This is a genomic window from Thermomonas mangrovi (genome assembly GCF_028201335.1).
GTDB classification, from domain to species: Bacteria; Pseudomonadota; Gammaproteobacteria; order Xanthomonadales; family Xanthomonadaceae; genus Thermomonas; species Thermomonas mangrovi.
This window is the reverse complement of the sequence record NZ_JAPEVV010000003.1, coordinates 111,713-129,376: the sequence shown is the minus strand read 5'-3', so window position 1 is coordinate 129,376 and position 17,664 is coordinate 111,713. Positions and strand designations below refer to the sequence as shown.

12 protein-coding genes and 1 pseudogene are annotated in these 17,664 nt (G+C 71.3%); 9 read left to right on the top strand and 4 right to left on the bottom strand.

The window, feature by feature from the left end:
- The 5 genes and pseudogenes from ON759_RS07165 to ON759_RS07145 form a co-directional block, all read left to right on the top strand.
- A complete protein-coding gene (locus ON759_RS07165; RefSeq protein ID WP_271679683.1) occupies positions 1-846 on the top strand; it encodes a response regulator in 846 nt (281 codons plus the stop codon).
- A gap of 33 nt (positions 847-879) precedes the next feature.
- Positions 880-1,581, top strand: coding sequence for a uracil-DNA glycosylase (ung, locus tag ON759_RS07160; protein WP_271679682.1), 702 nt, complete (start codon positions 880-882; stop codon positions 1,579-1,581).
- A 148-nt stretch (positions 1,582-1,729) separates the two neighbouring features.
- Positions 1,730-2,599, top strand: a complete 870-nt coding sequence (rpoH, locus tag ON759_RS07155; protein WP_271679681.1) for an RNA polymerase sigma factor RpoH — start codon at positions 1,730-1,732, stop codon at positions 2,597-2,599.
- Between the two features lie 136 nt (positions 2,600-2,735).
- Entirely contained in the window at positions 2,736-3,203 is a 468-nt protein-coding gene (locus ON759_RS07150) for a DUF1203 domain-containing protein (RefSeq protein ID WP_271679680.1), read from the top strand.
- 61 nt (positions 3,204-3,264) lie between these two features.
- A pseudogene (locus ON759_RS07145) lies at positions 3,265-4,022 on the top strand (NYN domain-containing protein); the annotation flags it as partial.
- Here the strand turns inward: ON759_RS07145 and tal are convergent.
- Both tal and ON759_RS07135 read right to left on the bottom strand, forming a co-directional pair.
- Positions 3,997-4,938, bottom strand: a complete 942-nt coding sequence (gene tal, locus ON759_RS07140) for a transaldolase (protein ID WP_271679679.1) — start codon at positions 4,936-4,938, stop codon at positions 3,997-3,999. The pseudogene ON759_RS07145 and the gene tal sit on opposite strands and share 26 nt — an antisense overlap.
- A 48-nt stretch (positions 4,939-4,986) precedes the next feature.
- Positions 4,987-7,194 carry a primosomal protein N' gene (locus tag ON759_RS07135; protein WP_271679678.1) on the bottom strand — a complete coding sequence of 736 codons (2,208 nt, stop codon included), beginning with the start codon at positions 7,192-7,194 and terminating at the stop codon, positions 4,987-4,989.
- A gap of 452 nt (positions 7,195-7,646) precedes the next feature.
- Here ON759_RS07135 and ON759_RS07130 point away from each other — a divergent pair, with 452 nt between their 5' ends.
- Positions 7,647-9,005: a DUF3106 domain-containing protein gene (locus tag ON759_RS07130; protein WP_271679677.1), complete on the top strand. Its 1,359-nt coding sequence runs from the start codon at positions 7,647-7,649 to the stop codon at positions 9,003-9,005.
- A gap of 4 nt (positions 9,006-9,009) precedes the next feature.
- On the opposite strand, the gene ON759_RS07125 is transcribed toward ON759_RS07130, so the two are convergent.
- Positions 9,010-10,188 carry a DUF3667 domain-containing protein gene (locus tag ON759_RS07125; RefSeq protein WP_271679676.1) on the bottom strand — a complete coding sequence of 393 codons (1,179 nt, stop codon included), beginning with the start codon at positions 10,186-10,188 and terminating at the stop codon, positions 9,010-9,012.
- 89 nt (positions 10,189-10,277) lie between these two features.
- On the opposite strand from ON759_RS07125, the gene ON759_RS07120 reads away from it, so the two are divergent.
- Complete coding sequence (locus ON759_RS07120) at positions 10,278-11,663, top strand: MATE family efflux transporter (RefSeq protein WP_271679675.1); 1,386 nt, start codon at positions 10,278-10,280, stop codon at positions 11,661-11,663.
- A gap of 64 nt (positions 11,664-11,727) precedes the next feature.
- Complete coding sequence (gene sppA / locus ON759_RS07115) at positions 11,728-13,620, top strand: signal peptide peptidase SppA (protein ID WP_271679674.1); 1,893 nt, start codon at positions 11,728-11,730, stop codon at positions 13,618-13,620.
- Between the two features lie 12 nt (positions 13,621-13,632).
- Here the strand turns inward: sppA and ON759_RS07110 are convergent, their stop codons facing one another.
- Positions 13,633-14,649 carry a sugar kinase gene (locus ON759_RS07110; protein WP_271679673.1) on the bottom strand — a complete coding sequence of 339 codons (1,017 nt, stop codon included), beginning with the start codon at positions 14,647-14,649 and terminating at the stop codon, positions 13,633-13,635.
- Positions 14,650-14,834: 185 nt separating this feature from the next.
- Here ON759_RS07110 and ON759_RS07105 point away from each other — a divergent pair, with 185 nt between their 5' ends.
- Entirely contained in the window at positions 14,835-17,621 is a 2,787-nt protein-coding gene (locus ON759_RS07105) for a TonB-dependent receptor (protein WP_271679672.1), read from the top strand.
- Positions 17,622-17,664: the final 43 nt, after the last annotated feature.

The window sequence follows — 17,664 nt, the reverse complement described above, 5'->3', positions numbered from 1 at the left end:
ATGAGCGCTCAACAGGATCTGCGCCACGTGGTCAGCGATGCACCGAGGGTGATGGTGGTCGATGGCAGCAAGCTGGTGCGCAAGCTCATCGGCGATACCCTGCTCAAGGAATTGCCGGGCGCGCGGGTGGTGGGCTGCGCCGGCATCGAGGAAGCGCGCGCGATCCTCGCCGAGGGCGCGGTGGACCTGGTGACCACGGCGCTGGTGCTGCCGGACGGTGATGGCCTGGCCTTGGCGAGGAGCGTGCGCGAGGCCTCGGGGCAGGCCTACGTGCCGGTCATCGTGGTGTCCGGCAATGCGCAGGAGGCACTCGAAGCGCGCGCCTTCACCGAGGACGTGACCGACTATTTCGACAAGTCGCTGGGCCATGGCGCGCTGGCGGCGTTCATCCGCGGCTACGTCCATCCTGCCCCGATCGAGGGCGCCCGCATCCTCTACGTCGAGGACAGCCGGGTGGTCGCGGTCGCCACCAAGCGGATGCTGGAGCGGCAGGGCATGCAGGTGCTGCACGTGATCAGCGCGGAGGACGCGCTCGAGCACCTGCACCGGTTCCTCGGGCGCAGCGATGGCGACGTCGGCGCCGACCTGGTGCTCACCGATGTTTACCTGAAGGGGTTGCTGAGCGGGCGCGAGCTGCTCAACCAGATCCGCGACGTGTTCCGCTACGGCAAGCGCCGGCTGCCGGTGTTGGTGATGACCGGCGACGACAACCGCGACAACCAGGCCGCGCTGCTGCGCGAGGGTGCCAACGACCTGGTGCTGAAGCCGATCGAGGAACGCCTGCTGGTGACCAAGGCCCTGTACCAGCTGCGGCTGGCGAAGTTGCCGGAGCCGGGATCGCGATGAGGCCTAGCCCCCCATGCCCGGCCTTCGCGGGACATGGCTGACATCCGCCTCGAGTCCAGCTGGAAGGCCCGCGTCGGCGACTGGTTCGCGCGCGACGACATGCGCGCCCTCTCCGCCTTCCTGCGCCAGCGTAAGGCGGCAGGCGCCACCGTCTTCCCGCCCGGCGGCGAGATCTTCGCCGCGTTCGACGCCACCCCGTTCGACGCGGTGAAAGTGGTGATCCTCGGCCAGGACCCGTACCACGGCCCCGGCCAGGCCCACGGGCTGTGCTTCTCGGTGCGCCCGGGCGTTCCGGTGCCGCCGTCGCTGGACAACATCTACAAGGAACTGGCGCGCGACACCGGCTTCGTCCGCCCGGACCATGGCTGCCTGCTGCCGTGGGCGCGCCGCGGCGTGCTCCTGCTGAACAGCGTGCTGACGGTCGAGGCCGGCCAGCCGGGCTCGCACCAGGGCAAGGGCTGGGAGGGCTTCACCGACCACGTGGTCGACGTCCTCAACCGCGAGCGCGAGCACCTGATGTTCCTGCTCTGGGGCAGCTACGCGCAGAAGAAGGGCGGGGTGATCGATGCCCGCCGGCACCGGGTGCTGAAGGCGCCGCATCCCTCGCCGCTGTCGGCCCACCGGGGGTTCCTCGGCTGCGGGCATTTCTCGGCCGCCAACCAGTCCCTGGCCCGCAGCGGGCAGGCGCCGATCGACTGGGCCCTCCCCCCGGCGGGGGCCTTGTCCGGCGCCTGAGGCGCCCCCACGTCGCGTTCATGTGGGCCATGGCCTACTGGGGATCGGGACGCGCCAGCGTTCCACCAGCAGAACACTCGGGAACTTCCGGCGGGTTTAGCAGTCAAAGACGTCGACTGCTAAACTCGTCCACATGAGGCACGCCACCATGTCGTCCAACGCCCTTGTCGCCAACAACCTGCCGATCCCCAGCGCGATGGGCTCGCTGGAGGCCTACATCGGCGCGGTCCACCAGATCCCGGTGCTGTCCGTCGAGGACGAGCAGCGCCTCGCCGTGCGCCTGCGCGAGCACAACGACATCGCCGCCGCGCAGGAACTGATCCTGTCGCACCTGCGCTTCGTGGTGCACGTCGCCCGCGGCTACAGCGGCTACGGCCTGCAGCTCGGCGACTTGATCCAGGAAGGCAACATCGGCCTGATGAAGGCGGTGAAGCGCTTCGACCCGACGGTCGGCGTGCGCCTGGTGAGCTTTGCGGTGCACTGGATCCGCGCCGAGATGCACGAGTTCATCATCAAGAACTGGCGCATCGTGAAGGTGGCCACCACCAAGGCCCAGCGCAAGCTGTTCTTCAACCTGCGCAAGAGCAAGACCCGCCTGGGCTGGCTCAACGCCGAGGAAGTGCGCACCGTCGCCCGCGACCTCAACGTCTCCGAGCACGAGGTGCTGGAGATGGAGGCGCGGCTGTCCGGGCGCGACATCGGCTTCGATGCGCCGGACGACGGCGACGACGACCATGCCCCGCCGGCGCCGGTGAACTACCTGGTCGCCAACAACGACATCGATCCCGCGATGGCCTACGAGTCGGCCAACGACGAGGACACCCAGCTCGACCTGCTGCGCGAAGGCATGGCTCGCCTGGATGCGCGCTCGCGCGACATCATCAAGCGCCGCTGGCTGGACCCGGACAGCAAGGTGACGCTGCAGGAGCTGGCCGACGAGTACGGCGTCTCCGCCGAGCGCATCCGCCAGGTCGAAGCCAACGCGCTGAAGAAGATGAAGGCCTTGTTCGCGGCCTGACCCGCGCAAGCGGTGTTGCGATGCATGACGGCCCGGAGCGATCCGGGCCGTTCGTCTTTTTGCGGTCACCGCAAGAACCGGAGTGCGCGGGATGCGCCGTCGGCGGAAGCTGCGGTCCGCCTTCGAGGATCCGCGCATGGATTACATCGTCTCCGGCTTGCCGCTCGCACCGTTCGCCCCGCTGTTCGGGCTCGACGCCGCCGCGCTGGCGATGCACGGCGCGCGTCGCGTGGTGGCCGACGCCCGGCCCGGCTATCCGTGCCGGGTCAGCCTGGAAGATGCCGCGCCGGGCGAATCGCTGCTCCTGCTCAACTGGCGCCACCTGGATGGCGACACGCCGTACCGCAGCGACGGCCCGATCTTCGTGCGCGAGGCTGCGACGGCCAGTGCGCGGTTCCGCAACGCGATCCCCGGGCAGCAACTCAGCCGGCTGTTGTCGGTGCGTGCCTACGACGGCGACGGCGGGATGCGCGATGCGGACGTGGTCGAGGGCGGCGCGCTGGAGGCGCTGGTCGCGCGCTTCTTCGCCGATCCGGCGGTCGCATTCCTGCACGTGCACAACGCGCGGCGCGGCTGCTATGCCTGCAGGATCGATCGCGGCTGAGGCGCGCGGCCCGTCGCTCGATCGTGCTGGGCTATGCTGCGGCGGACACGCGGAGCACCCCATGGCCGACACCGACACCAGCATCGCCCTGCTGATCGACGCCGACAACGCGCCGGCCGGCAAGATCGAGGCCATCCTCGCCGAGGTCGCGCGGCACGGCGCCGCGCACGTGCGCCGCGCCTACGGCAACTGGACCAAGGCGACCCTGAATGGATGGGAAAAGGCCCTGCATCCCTACGCGATCCAGCCCGTGCAGTTGTACGACTACAGCAAGGGCAAGAACGCGTCGGACATCGCGATGGTGATCGACGCCATGGACCTGCTGGCGTCCGGGCGCATGCAGGCGTTCGCGCTGGTCAGCAGCGATGCCGACTTCACCCCGCTGGTGATGCGCATCCGCAGCGCCGGGCTGAAGGTCTACGGTTTCGGCGAGGCGAAGACGCCGGAGCCCTTCGTCAACGCGTGTTCGCAGTTCACCTACCTGGAGGCCCTGGGCGCGCGGCCCGACCCGGCGGTGCCGGAACAGGCGACGCTGCAGCCGGTGGATGGCCGCAAGCTGCGCGGCGACACCCGGCTGGTGAACATGCTGCGCAGCGCGATCGAATCGGAAGCCGACGACGAGGGCTGGGCCAACCTCGGCGCGGTCGGCAAGCAGGTGCGCAACCAGGCCTCGTTCGACCCGCGCAACCACGGCTATTCGAAGCTGGTGTCGCTGATCGAGGCGATCGGCCTGTTCGAGACCCGCCGCGTCGGCCAGGCAGTCGAGGTGCGCGGCAAGCGCAAGGGCTGAGGCTCAGCCCAGCTTCGCCGCCAGCAGCGCTTCCAGCTTGCGCTGGTCGGCGGCGAACTTGCGGATGCCGTCGGCCAGTTTCTCGGTGGCCATCGCGTCCTCGTTGTGTTGCCAGCGGAATGCGGCTTCGTCGAGCGGGGTGGGCGCTGCGGTGCGGTCGTCGGCATCGACCAGCGCGCGTTCGACGGCATCGTCCGATTGCTCCAGCGCGGCGAGCAGCTCGGGGGAGATGGTCAACCGGTCGCAGCCCGCCAGCGCCAGCACCTCGCCGGTGTTGCGGAAGCTCGCGCCCATCACCACGGTGTCGTAGCCGTGCTGCTTGTAGTGCTGCCAGATGCGCCGCACCGACTGCACGCCGGGATCGTCGGCGGGCGTCGCCGGCGCGGGCATGCCGTTGGCCAGGTGCCAGTCGAGGATGCGGCCGACGAAGGGCGAGATCAGGAACACGCCGGCCTCGGCGCAGGCCACCGCCTGCGCGAACGAGAACAGCAGGGTGAGGTTGCACTGGATGCCTTCGCGCTCCAGCCGTTCGGCGGCGCGGATGCCCTCCCAGGTGCTGGCGATCTTGATCAGCAGGCGCTCGCGGCCGATGCCGGCGTCGGCGTACAGCTGCACCAGACGGCGCGCCTTGGCGATGGTCGCCTCGGTATCGAAGCTCAGCCGCGCATCCACTTCGGTGGACACGCGGCCCGGCACCAGCTTCAGGATCTCGCCGCCGATCGCCACCGCCAGGCGGTCGCCGGCGTCGGCCAGCCTGTCGTCGCCACCCGCGGCCGCGACTGCGGCGTCGAGATGCGCCGCGTACGCCGGCAAGGCGGCGGCCTTGAGCAGCAGCGACGGGTTGGTGGTGGCGTCGATCGGGCGGAAGCGGGCGATCGCCTCGATGTCGCCGGTGTCGGCGACCACCACGGACTGCTGGCGGAGTTGTTCGAGCTGGTTGGCCACGTGCGGGATGTCGGGCGAGGGAACCGCGATTGTCGCCGATGCGCGCGCTCAGTACAGGTCGACCGGATCGACGTCGAGCGACCAGCGCACCTTGCGGGCTTCGGGGGAGGCGTGCAGGCCGGGCACGAGGGCATCGAGCACGGCATGCAGCTGCCGGCGGGCGGCGGCGGAGACCACCAGTTGCAGGCGCTGGTAGCCGGCGCGGCGCGGCATCGGCGCGGGCAGCGGACCATGCAGGACGATGTCGGGATCGGCCTCGGCGAGGCCTGCCGCGGCCCGTTGCAGGAACTGCATCGGCGGGTCCGCCTGCTTCGCCTCCGCCCGCAGCAGGGCAAGGTGGGCGAAGGGCGGAAAGCCGGCGGCTTCGCGCAACGCGAGCTCGCCCTCGGCGAAGGCGTGGTAGCCGCCGTGCACGAGGGTCTGCAGCAGCGGATGCTCGGGATGGTGGGTCTGCAGCAGCACCTCGCCGGGGCGCTCGGCGCGGCCCGCGCGCCCGGCCACCTGCACCAGCAGCTGCGCGAGTTTTTCGCCGCTGCGGAAGTCGGCGGAAAACAGGCCTTCGTCGATGCCGACCACGACCACCAGGGTCAGCCGCGGCAGGTCGTGGCCCTTGGCCAGCATCTGCGTGCCGACCAGGATCCCGGGCGCGTCGCCCAGGCGGTCGAGGTGCGCCTGCAGGGCGTCGCGCTGGCCGGTGCTGCCGCGGTCGATGCGCAGCACCGGGACGTCGCCGAAGCGCGCCTGCAATTCCGCTTCGATGCGCTCGGTGCCGTTGCCCTGCGGTTGCAGGCCGAGGCTGGCGCAATCCGGGCAGGCTTGCGGTGCGGGCCGCCGATGACCGCAGTGGTGGCATTGCAGGCGCCTGCCGTGCGCGTGCACGGTCATCGGCGTCGGCTTGTCGGGCGTGCTGCAGCGCGGGCAATGCGCGCTCCAGCCGCAGTCGTGGCACAGCAGCACCGGCGCGTAGCCGCGGCGGTTGCGGAACACCAGTACCTGGCCGCCGGCATCGATCGCCGCGCGGATCGCGCGCAGCGCCTCGTCCCCGAGGCCGGCCTGCAGCGGCCGCTTGCGCACGTCGACGATGCGCACGCGGGGTGGCGTCGCGTTGCCTGCGCGATGGCGCAGGCGCAGGTGCGCATAGCGCCCGCTGGCCGCGTTGTGCAGGCTCTCCAGCGCGGGCGTGGCGCTGCCCAGCACGATCGGCACGGCGAGCGCGCGGGCGCGCAGGATGGCGAAGTCGCGCGCGTGGTAGCGGATCCCGTCGAACTGCTTGTAGCTGCCGTCGTGCTCCTCGTCGACGACCAGCAGGCCGGCCTCGGGCAGCGGCACGAACACCGCCGAACGCGTGCCCACCACCACCCGCGCCTGGCCGCGCGCCGCCGCCAGCCAGGTCGCGGCGCGCTCGTGGTCGGTGAGCCCGGAGTGCAGCGCATGCACCGGCACCCCGAGCCGCGCGCGGAACCGCGCCAGCGCCTGCGGGGTCAGGCCGATCTCCGGGACCAGCACCAGCGCCTGCTTGCCGCGCGCGAGGCAGTCGGCGATCGCCTGCAGGTAGACCTCGGTCTTGCCGCTGCCGGTGACGCCGTCGAGCAGGAGCGGCACGAAGCCGCGGGCGTCGCGGATCGCGTCGATGGCGGCCTGTTGTTCGTCGTTCGGGCGGAACAGGGCGGCTGCATCGCCCGGCGTGCGTGGGCCGGTGGCAGGGGCGAGTTCCATCTCGATCCGTTCGACCAGCCCGCGATCGCGCAGGCTGCGCATCGTGCTGCGCCAGCCCGGCGCCGCATCGTCCAGCCAGTCTTCGCTGCGCGGCGCGTCGAGCAAGGCGGCCAGCGCCCGGGGCTTGCCGGCGCGCATCGCCGGGAACGCGGTCTCGCCGGCTTCGCTGCGACGCCAGCCGAACGTCGCGGTCTCCGGCAACGGCTCGCCCCGCCGCAACGCGGCCGGCAGCGCGGTGGCCAGCACCTCGCCGACCGGCGCATGCAGGTAGCCGGCCAGCCAGCGCAGGCTGGCCAGCAGCTCGCCCTGCAGCAGCGGCGCGGGATCGGGGAGCGCCAGGGCTTCGCGCAGGTCCACGCCTTCGGCGGCGGGGCCGTGCCCCAGCACCACGCCCACCACGTCGCGCTTGCCGAACGGCACCTGCACGCGCTGGCCGACGGCGACGGCATCGGCCGCCATCCCGCCCGGCGGCAGGTAGTCGAACAGGCGCGGCAGCGGCGTCGGCAAGGCGACGCGCAGCACGTGGACGGGCGCGGGCATGGCGCCAGTCTAGCCGTGCCGCGCACCCGGCGGCCCGCGTTCGCGACTTGCGCGCGCAAACTCGGCGCGGAGGCACGAATCCGCCGTAACCGACTGTGCGCATTGGGAAATCGTCCTTATCCACACAGGTTGTGGATAAGTCTGTGCATGGGGTGTCGGCCGACCTGCGCGGATCCCATGTCCATGCGGCTCCGCGAGGATTGGCGAAAAAAGCGCCAAAAGCATCATCGTCAATTGAATCAATGCGTTAAGCGTGAAACGTGGCGGTCACATGGCGTCAAATCCGCGTGAAACCGGGAGGGATGACGGTTTCTTGACGCCTGTGCACAACCGATTTACCCACAGGCCGCGTGGATGCTCGTGGAGCCGCATTCCGGGCGGGTGTCAAGCGTGAAGATTGCCCGTCGCGGGCCGGGGTGCGGGCTAAGATGGGGCGTGCGACCGCCCGCCCAATGACCGACCCGACCCCGACCCCACCGCAGGATGCGGTGTCCGCCTTCCTGCGCGGCGTGGAGCGGCGTGCCCGCCTGTTCGCCGAGGTCCAGTCGGGATCCGTCGAGGCCGCGGCGCGGGCGATGTCGGTGGTGGCGCGGGTGTTCGCCGGCGATGCGGGCCGCTGGCCGATGACGCACTGGCCGGTGCAGTACTGGCGGCTGCTGCTGGCCACGCCGCAGTTGCGCACGACGGAAGGCGCGCGGACGACGGCGCTGCTGCCCGCGATCGCCCGCCTGCCGCTGGCGACGCGGACGTCGGTGCTGCTGCAACTGGTATCCGGGCTCGACGATGCCGCCATCAGCGAGGTGCTCGGGGAACCCGCGGCCACCTGGCAGGGCCGCATCCGCGACGCGTTGCCGGCCGACCTCGCCGGCCAGCCGGACGTGGCGGCGTGGCGTGGGTGGCAGGCGCAGGTCAAGCAGGCGCTGGCGACTCCGGTGCCCGTCGCCGCGGAGGCGCCGGCATTGCCGGAGGCGACCGTCGCCGTGGCACCCAGCGCACCGCATCGGGTCGATGCGACCCGGCATCGCCACGTCCCCTGGCTGTGGCTCGGCGTGGCGGCTTGCGTCGCCGCCTTTGCCGCGGCGTTCTTCCTGCACCCGGTCGGGCGCGACGTGGTCCAGCGCTGGCTGTCGCCGATCAAGCGCGAAGCCCTGCCGCCCGCCGATGCGCCGGCGGCGCGCTATGACGCCACCGACCTGCGCCTGCATCCCGACCGCGACCTGCTGGCGGCGCCGGCCGAACTTGCCCTGGCCCGCGCATTGCCGTTGCTGGCCTGGCTGCAGGCGACCGCGCCGGCCGGGCTGGCGGTGGCGGCGGGCGAGGTCGCGCCCGTCGCACCCGTCGCGGTCGCGCCGGACACCGAAATGCAGCGCATGCGCGCATGGGATCGCCTGCCGCCGCGCGAACGTGGCCAGCGGCGGGGTGCCTGGGAGGCGTGGCGCAGCCTGCCGGCTGCCGAGCGGGTGGCGTTGCGCGCGGTCGCCGTGCGTTGGCGCGCGCTGCCGGCCGAGGCACAAGCGGAGTTGCGCACGCAGTTCGCCGCGCAGTCCTTCGATGCGCGGATGGGCTGGTGGCTGGGGCCGCGCATCGGCGCCGACTGGCCGCGCGTCGCGGCGTTGTTCGGCTTCGTCGATGCCGGCGAGCGCGACGCGGTCCTGCGCCTGCTGCGCACCGCCACGCCGGACGAGGTGGAGGCACTGGCGCGGCTGGCGCAGAGCACCCCGCCGGAGGCACGCGCCGAACTGCGGCGCGCGCTGCTCGCGCAGCCGGCGGCGACCCGCGGCGCCTGGCTGCTCGCGCGCCTGCAGGGCTAGCCGGTTACATCCACACCAGGCTGGCGGCGGCGGCGGCGACGATCGCCAGGCTGAGCAGCACCATGTACACCGTCCCCAGCGCCCAGTACTTCAGCAGGGTCATTGGCCAGCCCTGCGCGTACACGCGCTTCTGCATCAGCAGCAGGTAGATCGGCGCCCAGGCCACCAGCAAGCCGATGCACCAGGCCAGCGCGTCGTCCAGCAGGCCCCCATCCGACACCAGCCCCTGCAGCAGCATGCAGCCGAACACCAGCAGCAGGTCGAGGCTGAGGAAGGCGTGGCTGTGCAGCGCGACCACCACGTGTTCCATGTACAGCCGGCGCTTGAACACGAACGCGAGCTTCAGCATCAGCGCGAACAGCGGCACCAGCACGAACAGCGCGGTCGGGATCGCACCGATGAAGGCCTGCGTGTACTGCGAGGGATCGGCCTTGATCCGCGCGAGGTTCTGCTTGGCACGGCCCACCTTGTCGTTGAACCAGCCATCGACGAAGCCCGGGGCGCCCGGCAGGTGCAGCGGATTGGTGCGGGCGTCCCAGGGCTTGCCGTTGAAGTTCATCGACTCCTCGTCCGGCGGCGGCACCGGCTTGCCGGCCTTGCCCGCTTCGCGCAGGTTGGCGAGGCGACGCTCGGACTCGGCGCGGATGGCGGCTTCGCCCGCGCGCAGGCCGGCATCGGCCCCGGCCTGGCCCGGCCCGTCCGGCAGCTTCGCGCGCTGCGTCGCGAGCCGCGCCAGGGCTTCGTCGCGGCGGGCGATCACCTGCGCCTCGGTGGTCGCCGCGCCGATCGAATCGTCCTGGTCGCCGATGTTGACGTTGACGCCGGAATCGCCGTCGATCGCGAAGCGCCCCACGAAGAACGCGAGGATGCACAGGAAGAAGAACAGCCGCACCGGGGTGACATAGCGCACCTGGCGGCCGGCGAAGTATTCGGAGGTCAGCATGCCCGGCCTGGCGAACAACGGCCACAGCGTGCGCACGATGCGCGTGTCGATGTTGAACACGCTGTCCATCAGGTCGCCGAACAGGTTGCCCAGCGGGCGCACCAGGCCCTTCACCGGCTGGCCGCAGGCGTAGCAGTGCGGGCCGAGCAGGGGCGTGCCGCAGTTGCGGCAGGGGGCGTGCGTCGCTTCGGCGGTCGCGCTGGCAGGTGCGGGCGGTATTTCGGCGTGGGGCGTGGTCATCGGCGATCCGACCGGGGCATGGCGTCGAGGCGGGTAAGATGGCAGCCCGCGCGCGGCGATGCCAGCCGCGCCGCCCCTGATCGGACCCCATGGCCAGCAGCCCGCCCCGCTTCCTCGACGAAGTGCGCGCCAGTGCGCGCCTGGCCGCGCCGTTGGCGGCCGGGCACCTGTCGCATGGCCTGGTCGGCTTCGTCGACACCGTGATCGCCGGCCACCACGGCACCACCACGCTGGCCGCCGTCGCGGTGGGCACCGCCCTGTTCTGGCTGCCGATGATGGTGCCGATGGGCACGCTGATGGCGCTGCCGCCGTCGGTGTCGCAGCTCGACGGCGCTGGCCGCCGCGCGGAGATCGGGCCGCTGTTCCGGCAATCGCTGTGGCTGGCCGCGGGCCTCGGGGTGCTGCTGTTCGTCCTGCTCAGCGTGCTGCCGCTGGCGCTGGCGCCGATGGGCATCGCCGCCGACATCGTCCCCGGGGCCACCGCCTTCCTGCACGCGATCCGCTGGGGCATCCCGGCGTTCACCCTGTACCTGGCGATGCGCTACCTCAGCGACGGTTTGCACTGGTCGATGCCGACGATGGTGCTGGGCTTCGGCGGCCTGCTGCTGCTCGCGCCCTTGGGCTATGCGCTGACCAACGGCCTCGGCGGCCTGCCCGCGCTGGGCGCGGCCGGCCTGGGCTGGGCGTCGGCGGCGATGTTCTGGGCGCAGGCGCTGGCCTTCGCGCTGTACCTCGCGCGCTCGGCGCGCTTCGCCGACCTGCAGCTGTTCGCGCACCTGGAGGCGCCGCGCTGGCCGGTGTTGCGCGGGCTGCTGGGTACGGGACTGCCGATCGGGGTCACGGTGGCGATGGAAGGCAGCCTGTTCATCGTGACCGCGCTGCTGATCGGCCGCCTCGGCGAGCTGCCGGTGGCCGCGCACCAGATCGCGATCAACGTCGCCTCGCTGTGCTTCATGGTCCCGTTCGGCGTCGCCGAGGCCACCACCGTGCGCGTCGGCCATGCGCTGGGTCGCGGCGATCGCGCCGGCATCCGTCGCGCCTATGCCGCCGGCATCGCCCTGGTGCTGGGCACGCAGGCGCTGTCGGCGCTGGTCCTGCTCGGCGGCCACGATGCGATCGCCGCGCTCTACACCGCGGATTCGGCGGTCGCCGCGCTGGCCGCCACCCTGTTGCTGTACGCGGCGCTGTTCCAGTTCCCGGACGGGATCCAGGTGCTGTCCGCCGGTGCCTTGCGCGGGCTGAAGGACACCCGGGTGCCGATGTGGCTGGCGGCGCTGGCCTACTGGGGGATCGGCATGCCGGTGGGCGCCGGGCTGGGCCTGTGGCTGGGCTGGGGCCCGCGCGGCATGTGGCTGGGACTGACCGCCGGGCTGTCGGTCGCGGCGCTGTTGCTGGCCCGCCGGTTCTTGCGCAGCAGCGCGCGCATCCCCATCTCCAGCGACGCGCCATCGGTCACCGTGACCGATGCCGCATGAGCCATTCACGCCCGCCGGGTAGCATCCGGCCCTCGTCCGCACCAGGTTCCATCCGGAGTCCGCAATGAATCCACCGCGCACCCGCGGCCCCATCGCCCGCATCGTCATCGGTTTGTGGGACGCGGTGAACTTCAGCCGCCGGCTGGTCTTCAACCTGTTGTTCCTGCTGGTGCTCGCGCTGCTGCTGGCGGCGATGCTGGGCGGCGGCAAGCTGGCGCCGCTGGCCGAGCGCACGACGCTGGTGCTGGCGCCGCAGGGCCGGCTGGTGGAGCAGTTCAGCTGCGATCCGTTGAGCCGCGCCTTCGCCCGCGCCACCGATGGCGAGGACTGCCGCGAGGTGCGCCTGCGCGACCTGCTGCGCGCGCTGGAATCGGCCCGCACCGACAAGCGCGTCGAGCGCGTGGTGCTGCAGCTCGACGAATTCCAGCCGGGTGGCTTCGCCTCCGCCCGCGACGTCGCCGCGGCGATCGCCGCGGTCAAGGCGTCCGGCAAGCAGGTGGTCGCGTTCGGCGATAACTTCAGCCAGGGCCAGTACCTGCTGGCCGCGCAGGCGAACGAGGTCTACCTCGACCCGATGTCGCAGGGCGGGGTGATGCTGGAAGGCCTGGCCTCGTACCGGCAGTACTACCGCGAGGGCCTGCAGGACAAGCTCGGCGTGGACATGCACCTGTTCAAGGTCGGCACGTTCAAGTCGGCGGCGGAACCCTACGTGCTCGACGCGGCGTCGCCGGCCTCGAAGGAAGCCAGCCTGTTCTGGATGAACGACGTGTGGCAGCGGATGCTCGCCGACCTCGGCAAGGCGCGCGGCATCGCGCCGGCGGTGTTGGCCGCGCAGGTCGATGCGCTGCCGTCGCAGGTCGAGGCCTATCGCGGCGACCTTGCGCAGATGGCGCTGAAGCAGAAGCTGGTCGACGGGCTGAAGACCCGCGAGCAAGTGCAGGACCTGCTGGCCGAGCGCGGCGCGCCCGATCCCGATGCCGAGGACGGCTATCGCGCGGTCGACCTCGACACCTACCTGCAGCACGTCGACGGCGCCCTGCCGCAGGCCGACATGCGCCCGCAGGTCGCGGTGGTGGTGGCCGAGGGCGAGATCGCCGGCGGCGACCTGCCGCCTGGCAGCGTCGGTGGCGATTCGACCAGCGCGCTGCTGCGCGAGGCCCGCGACGACGACAACGTGAAGGCGGTGGTGCTGCGGGTGAACTCGCCCGGCGGCGAGGTGTTCGCCTCCGAGCAGATCCGCCGCGAAGTCGCCGCGCTGAAGGAGGCCGGCAAGCCGGTGGTGGTCTCGATGGGCGATGTCGCCGCGTCGGGCGGCTACTGGATCAGCATGAACGCCGACCGCATCTACGCCGATCCGTCCACGATCACCGGGTCGATCGGCATCTTCGGCCTGTTCCCCACGGTCGACCGCGGCCTGGCCAAGCTCGGCGTGCGCACCGACGGCGTGTCGACCACGCGCTATGCCGGCGCGTTCGACGTCACCCGCCCGCTCGATGCCGGCGTCGGCCAGGTGGTGCAGGCGGTGATCGAGAAGGGCTACCGCGACTTCACCGGCAAGGTCGCGCAGGCGCGCGGGCGCAGCGTCGAACAGGTCGATGCGGTGGCGCAGGGCCGGGTCTGGAGCGGCGAGCAGGCGAAGGCGCGCGGCCTGGTCGATGCCATGGGCGGGCTGGACGCGGCGGTCGCCGAGGCCGCCACCCGCGCCAAGCTCGGCAAGCGCGAGGGTTGGCAGGTGCGTTACATCGAGCCGGGTGCCAAGCCGTTCGAGCAATGGTTCGGCGGCCTGGTCGACAGCCGCGCCGGGCTGGCGCTGCTGCGCGCGACCGGCGTCGGCGAGGCGTTGCTGCTGCAACACGTGCAGGCGCAGGCGCCGCTGCGCCTGGTCGACCGCCTGCTCAAGCACCAGGGCCAGGCCCGGGTACAGCCGCTCGCGCACTGCTTCTGCGCGACGCCCTGAGGGTGGCCGCGGTCAGCGGCGGACGTCGAGTCCGCCGCCGGCCAGCAGCGCGTCGACGTCGCCCGCGGGCAGGGTGAACGCGTCGCCGGGCAAGTAGTGCTTGAGCGCCGCGGTGGCCTGGCCGAAGGCGAGGCTCGCGGCCTCGTCGCGGCCCGCCAGCAAGCCGTGCAGGACCCCCGCGGCGAACGCATCGCCGGCGCCGATCCGGTCCACGATGCCGCCGAGTTCGATCGGCGCGCAGGCGTGCATGCGACCGTCCCGGCAAGCCAGCCGCGCACCGAGGTGGTGATGGTCGACGCGGTCGCGGACGCGCACGGTCGTGGCGATCCGCGCCAGCGACGGGAACGCAGCGAAGGCCGCCTCGGCGGCCGCGGCGAACCGCGCATCGGGGTCCTCGTGCTCGAATGCCCGTCCCAGCACCAGCCCGACATCGCGGTGGTCGGCGAAGGCGATGTCGGCCTCGGCGAACAGGTCGCGCAGGATCGGGGCTGGCTCGCGGCCGGACGCGGCCCAGAGCGTGGGGCGGAAATTGCCGTCGAAGGAGACCATGGCGCCCGCCGCACGGGCCGCCCGCGCGGCCTCGAGCGCCGCGCGCGCCGGATCGGCGCCGAGTGCGGGGGTGATCCCGGACAGGTGCAGCAGGTCCACGCCCGCGAGCAGGGCCGGCCAGTCGTAGGCCGCGGGCTCGGCGAGCGCGAATGCGGAGCCCGCGCGGTCGTACAGCACCTCGCCCGGCCGCTGGCCGGCGCCGGCCGTGTAGAAGTACAGGCCCATGCGCCCCGCGCCCATGGCCAGCGCCCCGGTGTCGATCCCGAGCTTGCGCAGCTCGCCGGCGGCCGCGCGACCCAGCGCATTGGCCGGCAGGCACCCGGCAAGGCGGGCGTGGTGGCCGAATCCCGCCAGCGCCGCCGCGACGTTCGCTTCCGCGCCACCGACGTGCACCGCCATCCGCGGTTGCTGTAGCAGCAATTCGTGGCCCGGCGCCGACAGGCGCAGCAGGACTTCCCCGAAACACAGTACCGTCGCCATCGTCGTCGCCCGCTCCCGTTGCGTCCACGTTACCGGCCTTTGCGCACCGCAGCATGCCTTGTGCCCGCGCTTTTGCTACGGTTTTGACCAGCGGTGTCATTTTGCCGCAGGGGAAGCTAAGCAGGCGCGTTGAAAACGTCAACACCGCGCCAAGACAACCAGATGCATCAGCGGAGGGGTTCCAGATGCGCCAGGCGGCAACGACGAAAAAGACACCGGTTACCATGCTCGCGGCCTCGATCGCGATCGCCCTGCAGGTGATGTCCGCGAGCGCGCATGCGCAGCAGGCGGCCGCGGCGCAGGAGCCGGCGCAAGTCCAGGAGAAGGTCACCGAGCTGGACAAGGTGCAGGTGGTCGGCACCTACCGCGCCAGCGTCGAGAAGGCGCTCGACATCAAGCGCAGCGAAAAAGGCGTGGTCGACGCGGTGGTCGCCGAGGACATCGGCAAGTTCCCCGACCTCAACCTCGCCGAGTCGCTGCAGCGGATCCCCGGCGTGGTCATCACCCGCGACGCCGGCGAGGGCCGCAACATCTCGGTGCGCGGCCTGGGCCCCGACTTCACCCGCGTGCGCCTGAACGGCCTGGAGGCGCTCAGTTCGGTCGGCAGCAGCGACGGACAGGGCGGCACCAACCGCGGCCGCAGCTTCGACTTCAACGTGTTCGCCTCGGACCTGTTCTCGCAGCTGATCGTGCGCAAGACCGCATCGGCCGACGTCGACGAGGGCTCGCTCGGCGCGACCGTCGACCTGCGCACGGCGCGCCCCTTCGACTACGAGGGCTTCACCGCGGCCGCCAACCTGCAGGGCAGCTTCAACGATGCCGCCGACGCCACCAGCCCGCGCTTCGCCGGCCTGGTGGCCAACAGCTGGGCCGACGGCAAGTTCGGCGCCCTGCTGTCGCTGGCCTACAGCGAGCGCCAGACCCTGGACGAAGGCACCGGCACCGTGCGCTGGGCCGGCGGCACCACCAATGGCGGCTTCAACGCCAACTCACCGTTCAAGCCCGCGCTGGCGGCCGACGTGTATGCGCCGCGCTTCCCGCGTTACACCCTGATGGAGCACGACCAGAAGCGCCTCGGGGTGACCGCCTCGCTGCAGTTCAAGCCGAGCGACCGCACCAGCTTCAGCCTGGACGCGCTGTATTCGAAGATCGACGCCGAGCGCGACGAGAAGTACATCGAGGCGAACGGCCTGAGCAAGAGCGCGAGCGACGGCAAGCGCCAGATCCTCGTGCGCGACGGCGTGGTCGAGAACGGGGCGCTGGTCTACGGCCTGTTCGACAACGTGGACATCCGCGCGGAGAACCGCCACGACGAGTGGACCACCAAGTTCACCCAGCTCAGCCTGGATGGCGAGCATCGCTTCAGCGACACCTTCCGCCTCACCGGCAAGGTCGGCACGTCGAAGTCCGACCACGACAACCCGGTCCAGGCCACGGTGATGATGGACAAGCTGGACGTCGACAACTACAGCTACGACTACCGCGACAACCCCAACCTGCCGGAGTTCGACTACGGCTTCGACCCGACCAACCCGGCCGGCTTCGACTTCTCGGTGGTGCGCCTGCGCGAGAACTACGTCACCAACACATTCGACACCGGGCAGCTCGACTTCGAGTGGACGCTCGGCCCGGCGTTCACCCTGCGCGGCGGCGTGCAGGCCAAGAACTACGGCTTCGACTCCAGCGAGCGGCGCCGCACCGCCACCGAAACCATCGTCCCGACCTTCGCCGACGGCACCAAGCACATGCCGGCGGACATGACGATGCTGGCCAGCCTCAGCGGCCTGAAGGGCGCGCCCGGCACCTGGGTGGTCCCGGACTTCGCGAAGATTGCCGAACTGTTCGGGATCTTCAGCGATAGCGGCACCTTCGCGCTGTCGAACTACGCGCCCAGCGACCGCAGCGTGACCGAGCACGACCGCAACATGTACGTGATGGGCGAGTTCGGCTTCGACATCGGCTCGATCCCGGTGTCGGGCAACGCCGGCGTGCGCTACGGCAGGACCAAGCAGACCTCGTCCGGCATCGCCACCGCCAGCGGCACGCCGACGCCGGTCACGGTGACGCGCGAGTACAGCGACACCCTGCCGTCGCTCAACCTGGTCGCCGAGGTCACCGACGACTTCCTGATCCGCTTCGGCGCCGCCAAGGTCATGGCGCGGCCGGGCCTCGGCAGCCTCACCCCGGGCGTCACGGTCAGCGTCAGCGGCAGTGCGCGCACGGTCAGCGGCGGCAACCCGCTGCTCGACCCGATCCGCGCGAAGACCGCCGACCTCAGCTTCGAGTGGTACTTCGACGAGGGCGCGATGGTCGGGCTCGGCCTGTTCTACAAGGACATCGAGAGCTTCATCCAGAACACCCGCGAGACCATGGTCTACGCCGACAGCGGGCTGCCGGCGAGCCTGCTCGACGGCACCACCGCGACGGTGAACGACGAGTTCGTGTTCACCGTGCCGATCAACACCCCCGGCGGCGACCTCAGCGGCTTCGAGTTCAACTACGTGCAGCCGTTCACCTTCCTGCCCGGCTTCTGGAGCGACTTCGGCCTTCAGTTCAACTACACCTACGTGGACTCGCAGATCCAGTACCTGCTTTCGAACGGGACCCCGGCGCAGAAGGAAGACCTGACCGGCCTGTCGAAGACCTCGTGGAACACAACCCTGTTCTACGAAGGCGAGCGCTTCTCCGGCCGCCTCTCGGCCACCAACCGCGCCGACTACCTGATCCAGGTGCCGGGCACGGAAGTCGGCTTCAACAGCGCGGTGAACGGCGTCCACGGCCAGAGCGGCACCACGATCCTGGATGCGTCGCTGCGCTACAAGGTCAACGAGCATTTCGAACTCACGCTGGAAGGCAGCAACCTGACCAACGAGGCGCAGGAATCCTGGGTCGCCAACCCGAGCGTGCAGTTGCCGCTGGAGTACAGCAAGACCGGGCGCCAGTACCTGTTCGGCGTGCGCTACAAGTTCTGATGCGGGGGTGACCAGCCGCGTCGCGGGCCCCTCCCGCGGCGCG

Bases quoted from the DNA above. Each gene is read 5' to 3' on its own strand.
- ON759_RS07165 (WP_271679683.1), top strand. From the start codon at position 1: ATGAGCGCTCAACAGGATCTGCGCCACGTGGTCAGCGATGCACCGAGG.
- ung (WP_271679682.1), top strand. From the start codon at position 880: ATGGCTGACATCCGCCTCGAGTCCAGCTGGAAGGCCCGCGTCGGCGAC.
- rpoH (WP_271679681.1), top strand. From the start codon at position 1,730: ATGTCGTCCAACGCCCTTGTCGCCAACAACCTGCCGATCCCCAGCGCG.
- ON759_RS07150 (WP_271679680.1), top strand. From the start codon at position 2,736: ATGGATTACATCGTCTCCGGCTTGCCGCTCGCACCGTTCGCCCCGCTG.
- ON759_RS07135 (WP_271679678.1), bottom strand. From the start codon at position 7,194: ATGCCCGCGCCCGTCCACGTGCTGCGCGTCGCCTTGCCGACGCCGCTG.
- ON759_RS07130 (WP_271679677.1), top strand. From the start codon at position 7,647: ATGACCGACCCGACCCCGACCCCACCGCAGGATGCGGTGTCCGCCTTC.
- ON759_RS07125 (WP_271679676.1), bottom strand. From the start codon at position 10,188: ATGACCACGCCCCACGCCGAAATACCGCCCGCACCTGCCAGCGCGACC.
- ON759_RS07120 (WP_271679675.1), top strand. From the start codon at position 10,278: ATGGCCAGCAGCCCGCCCCGCTTCCTCGACGAAGTGCGCGCCAGTGCG.
- sppA (WP_271679674.1), top strand. From the start codon at position 11,728: ATGAATCCACCGCGCACCCGCGGCCCCATCGCCCGCATCGTCATCGGT.
- ON759_RS07110 (WP_271679673.1), bottom strand. From the start codon at position 14,649: ATGGCGACGGTACTGTGTTTCGGGGAAGTCCTGCTGCGCCTGTCGGCG.
- ON759_RS07105 (WP_271679672.1), top strand. From the start codon at position 14,835: ATGCGCCAGGCGGCAACGACGAAAAAGACACCGGTTACCATGCTCGCG.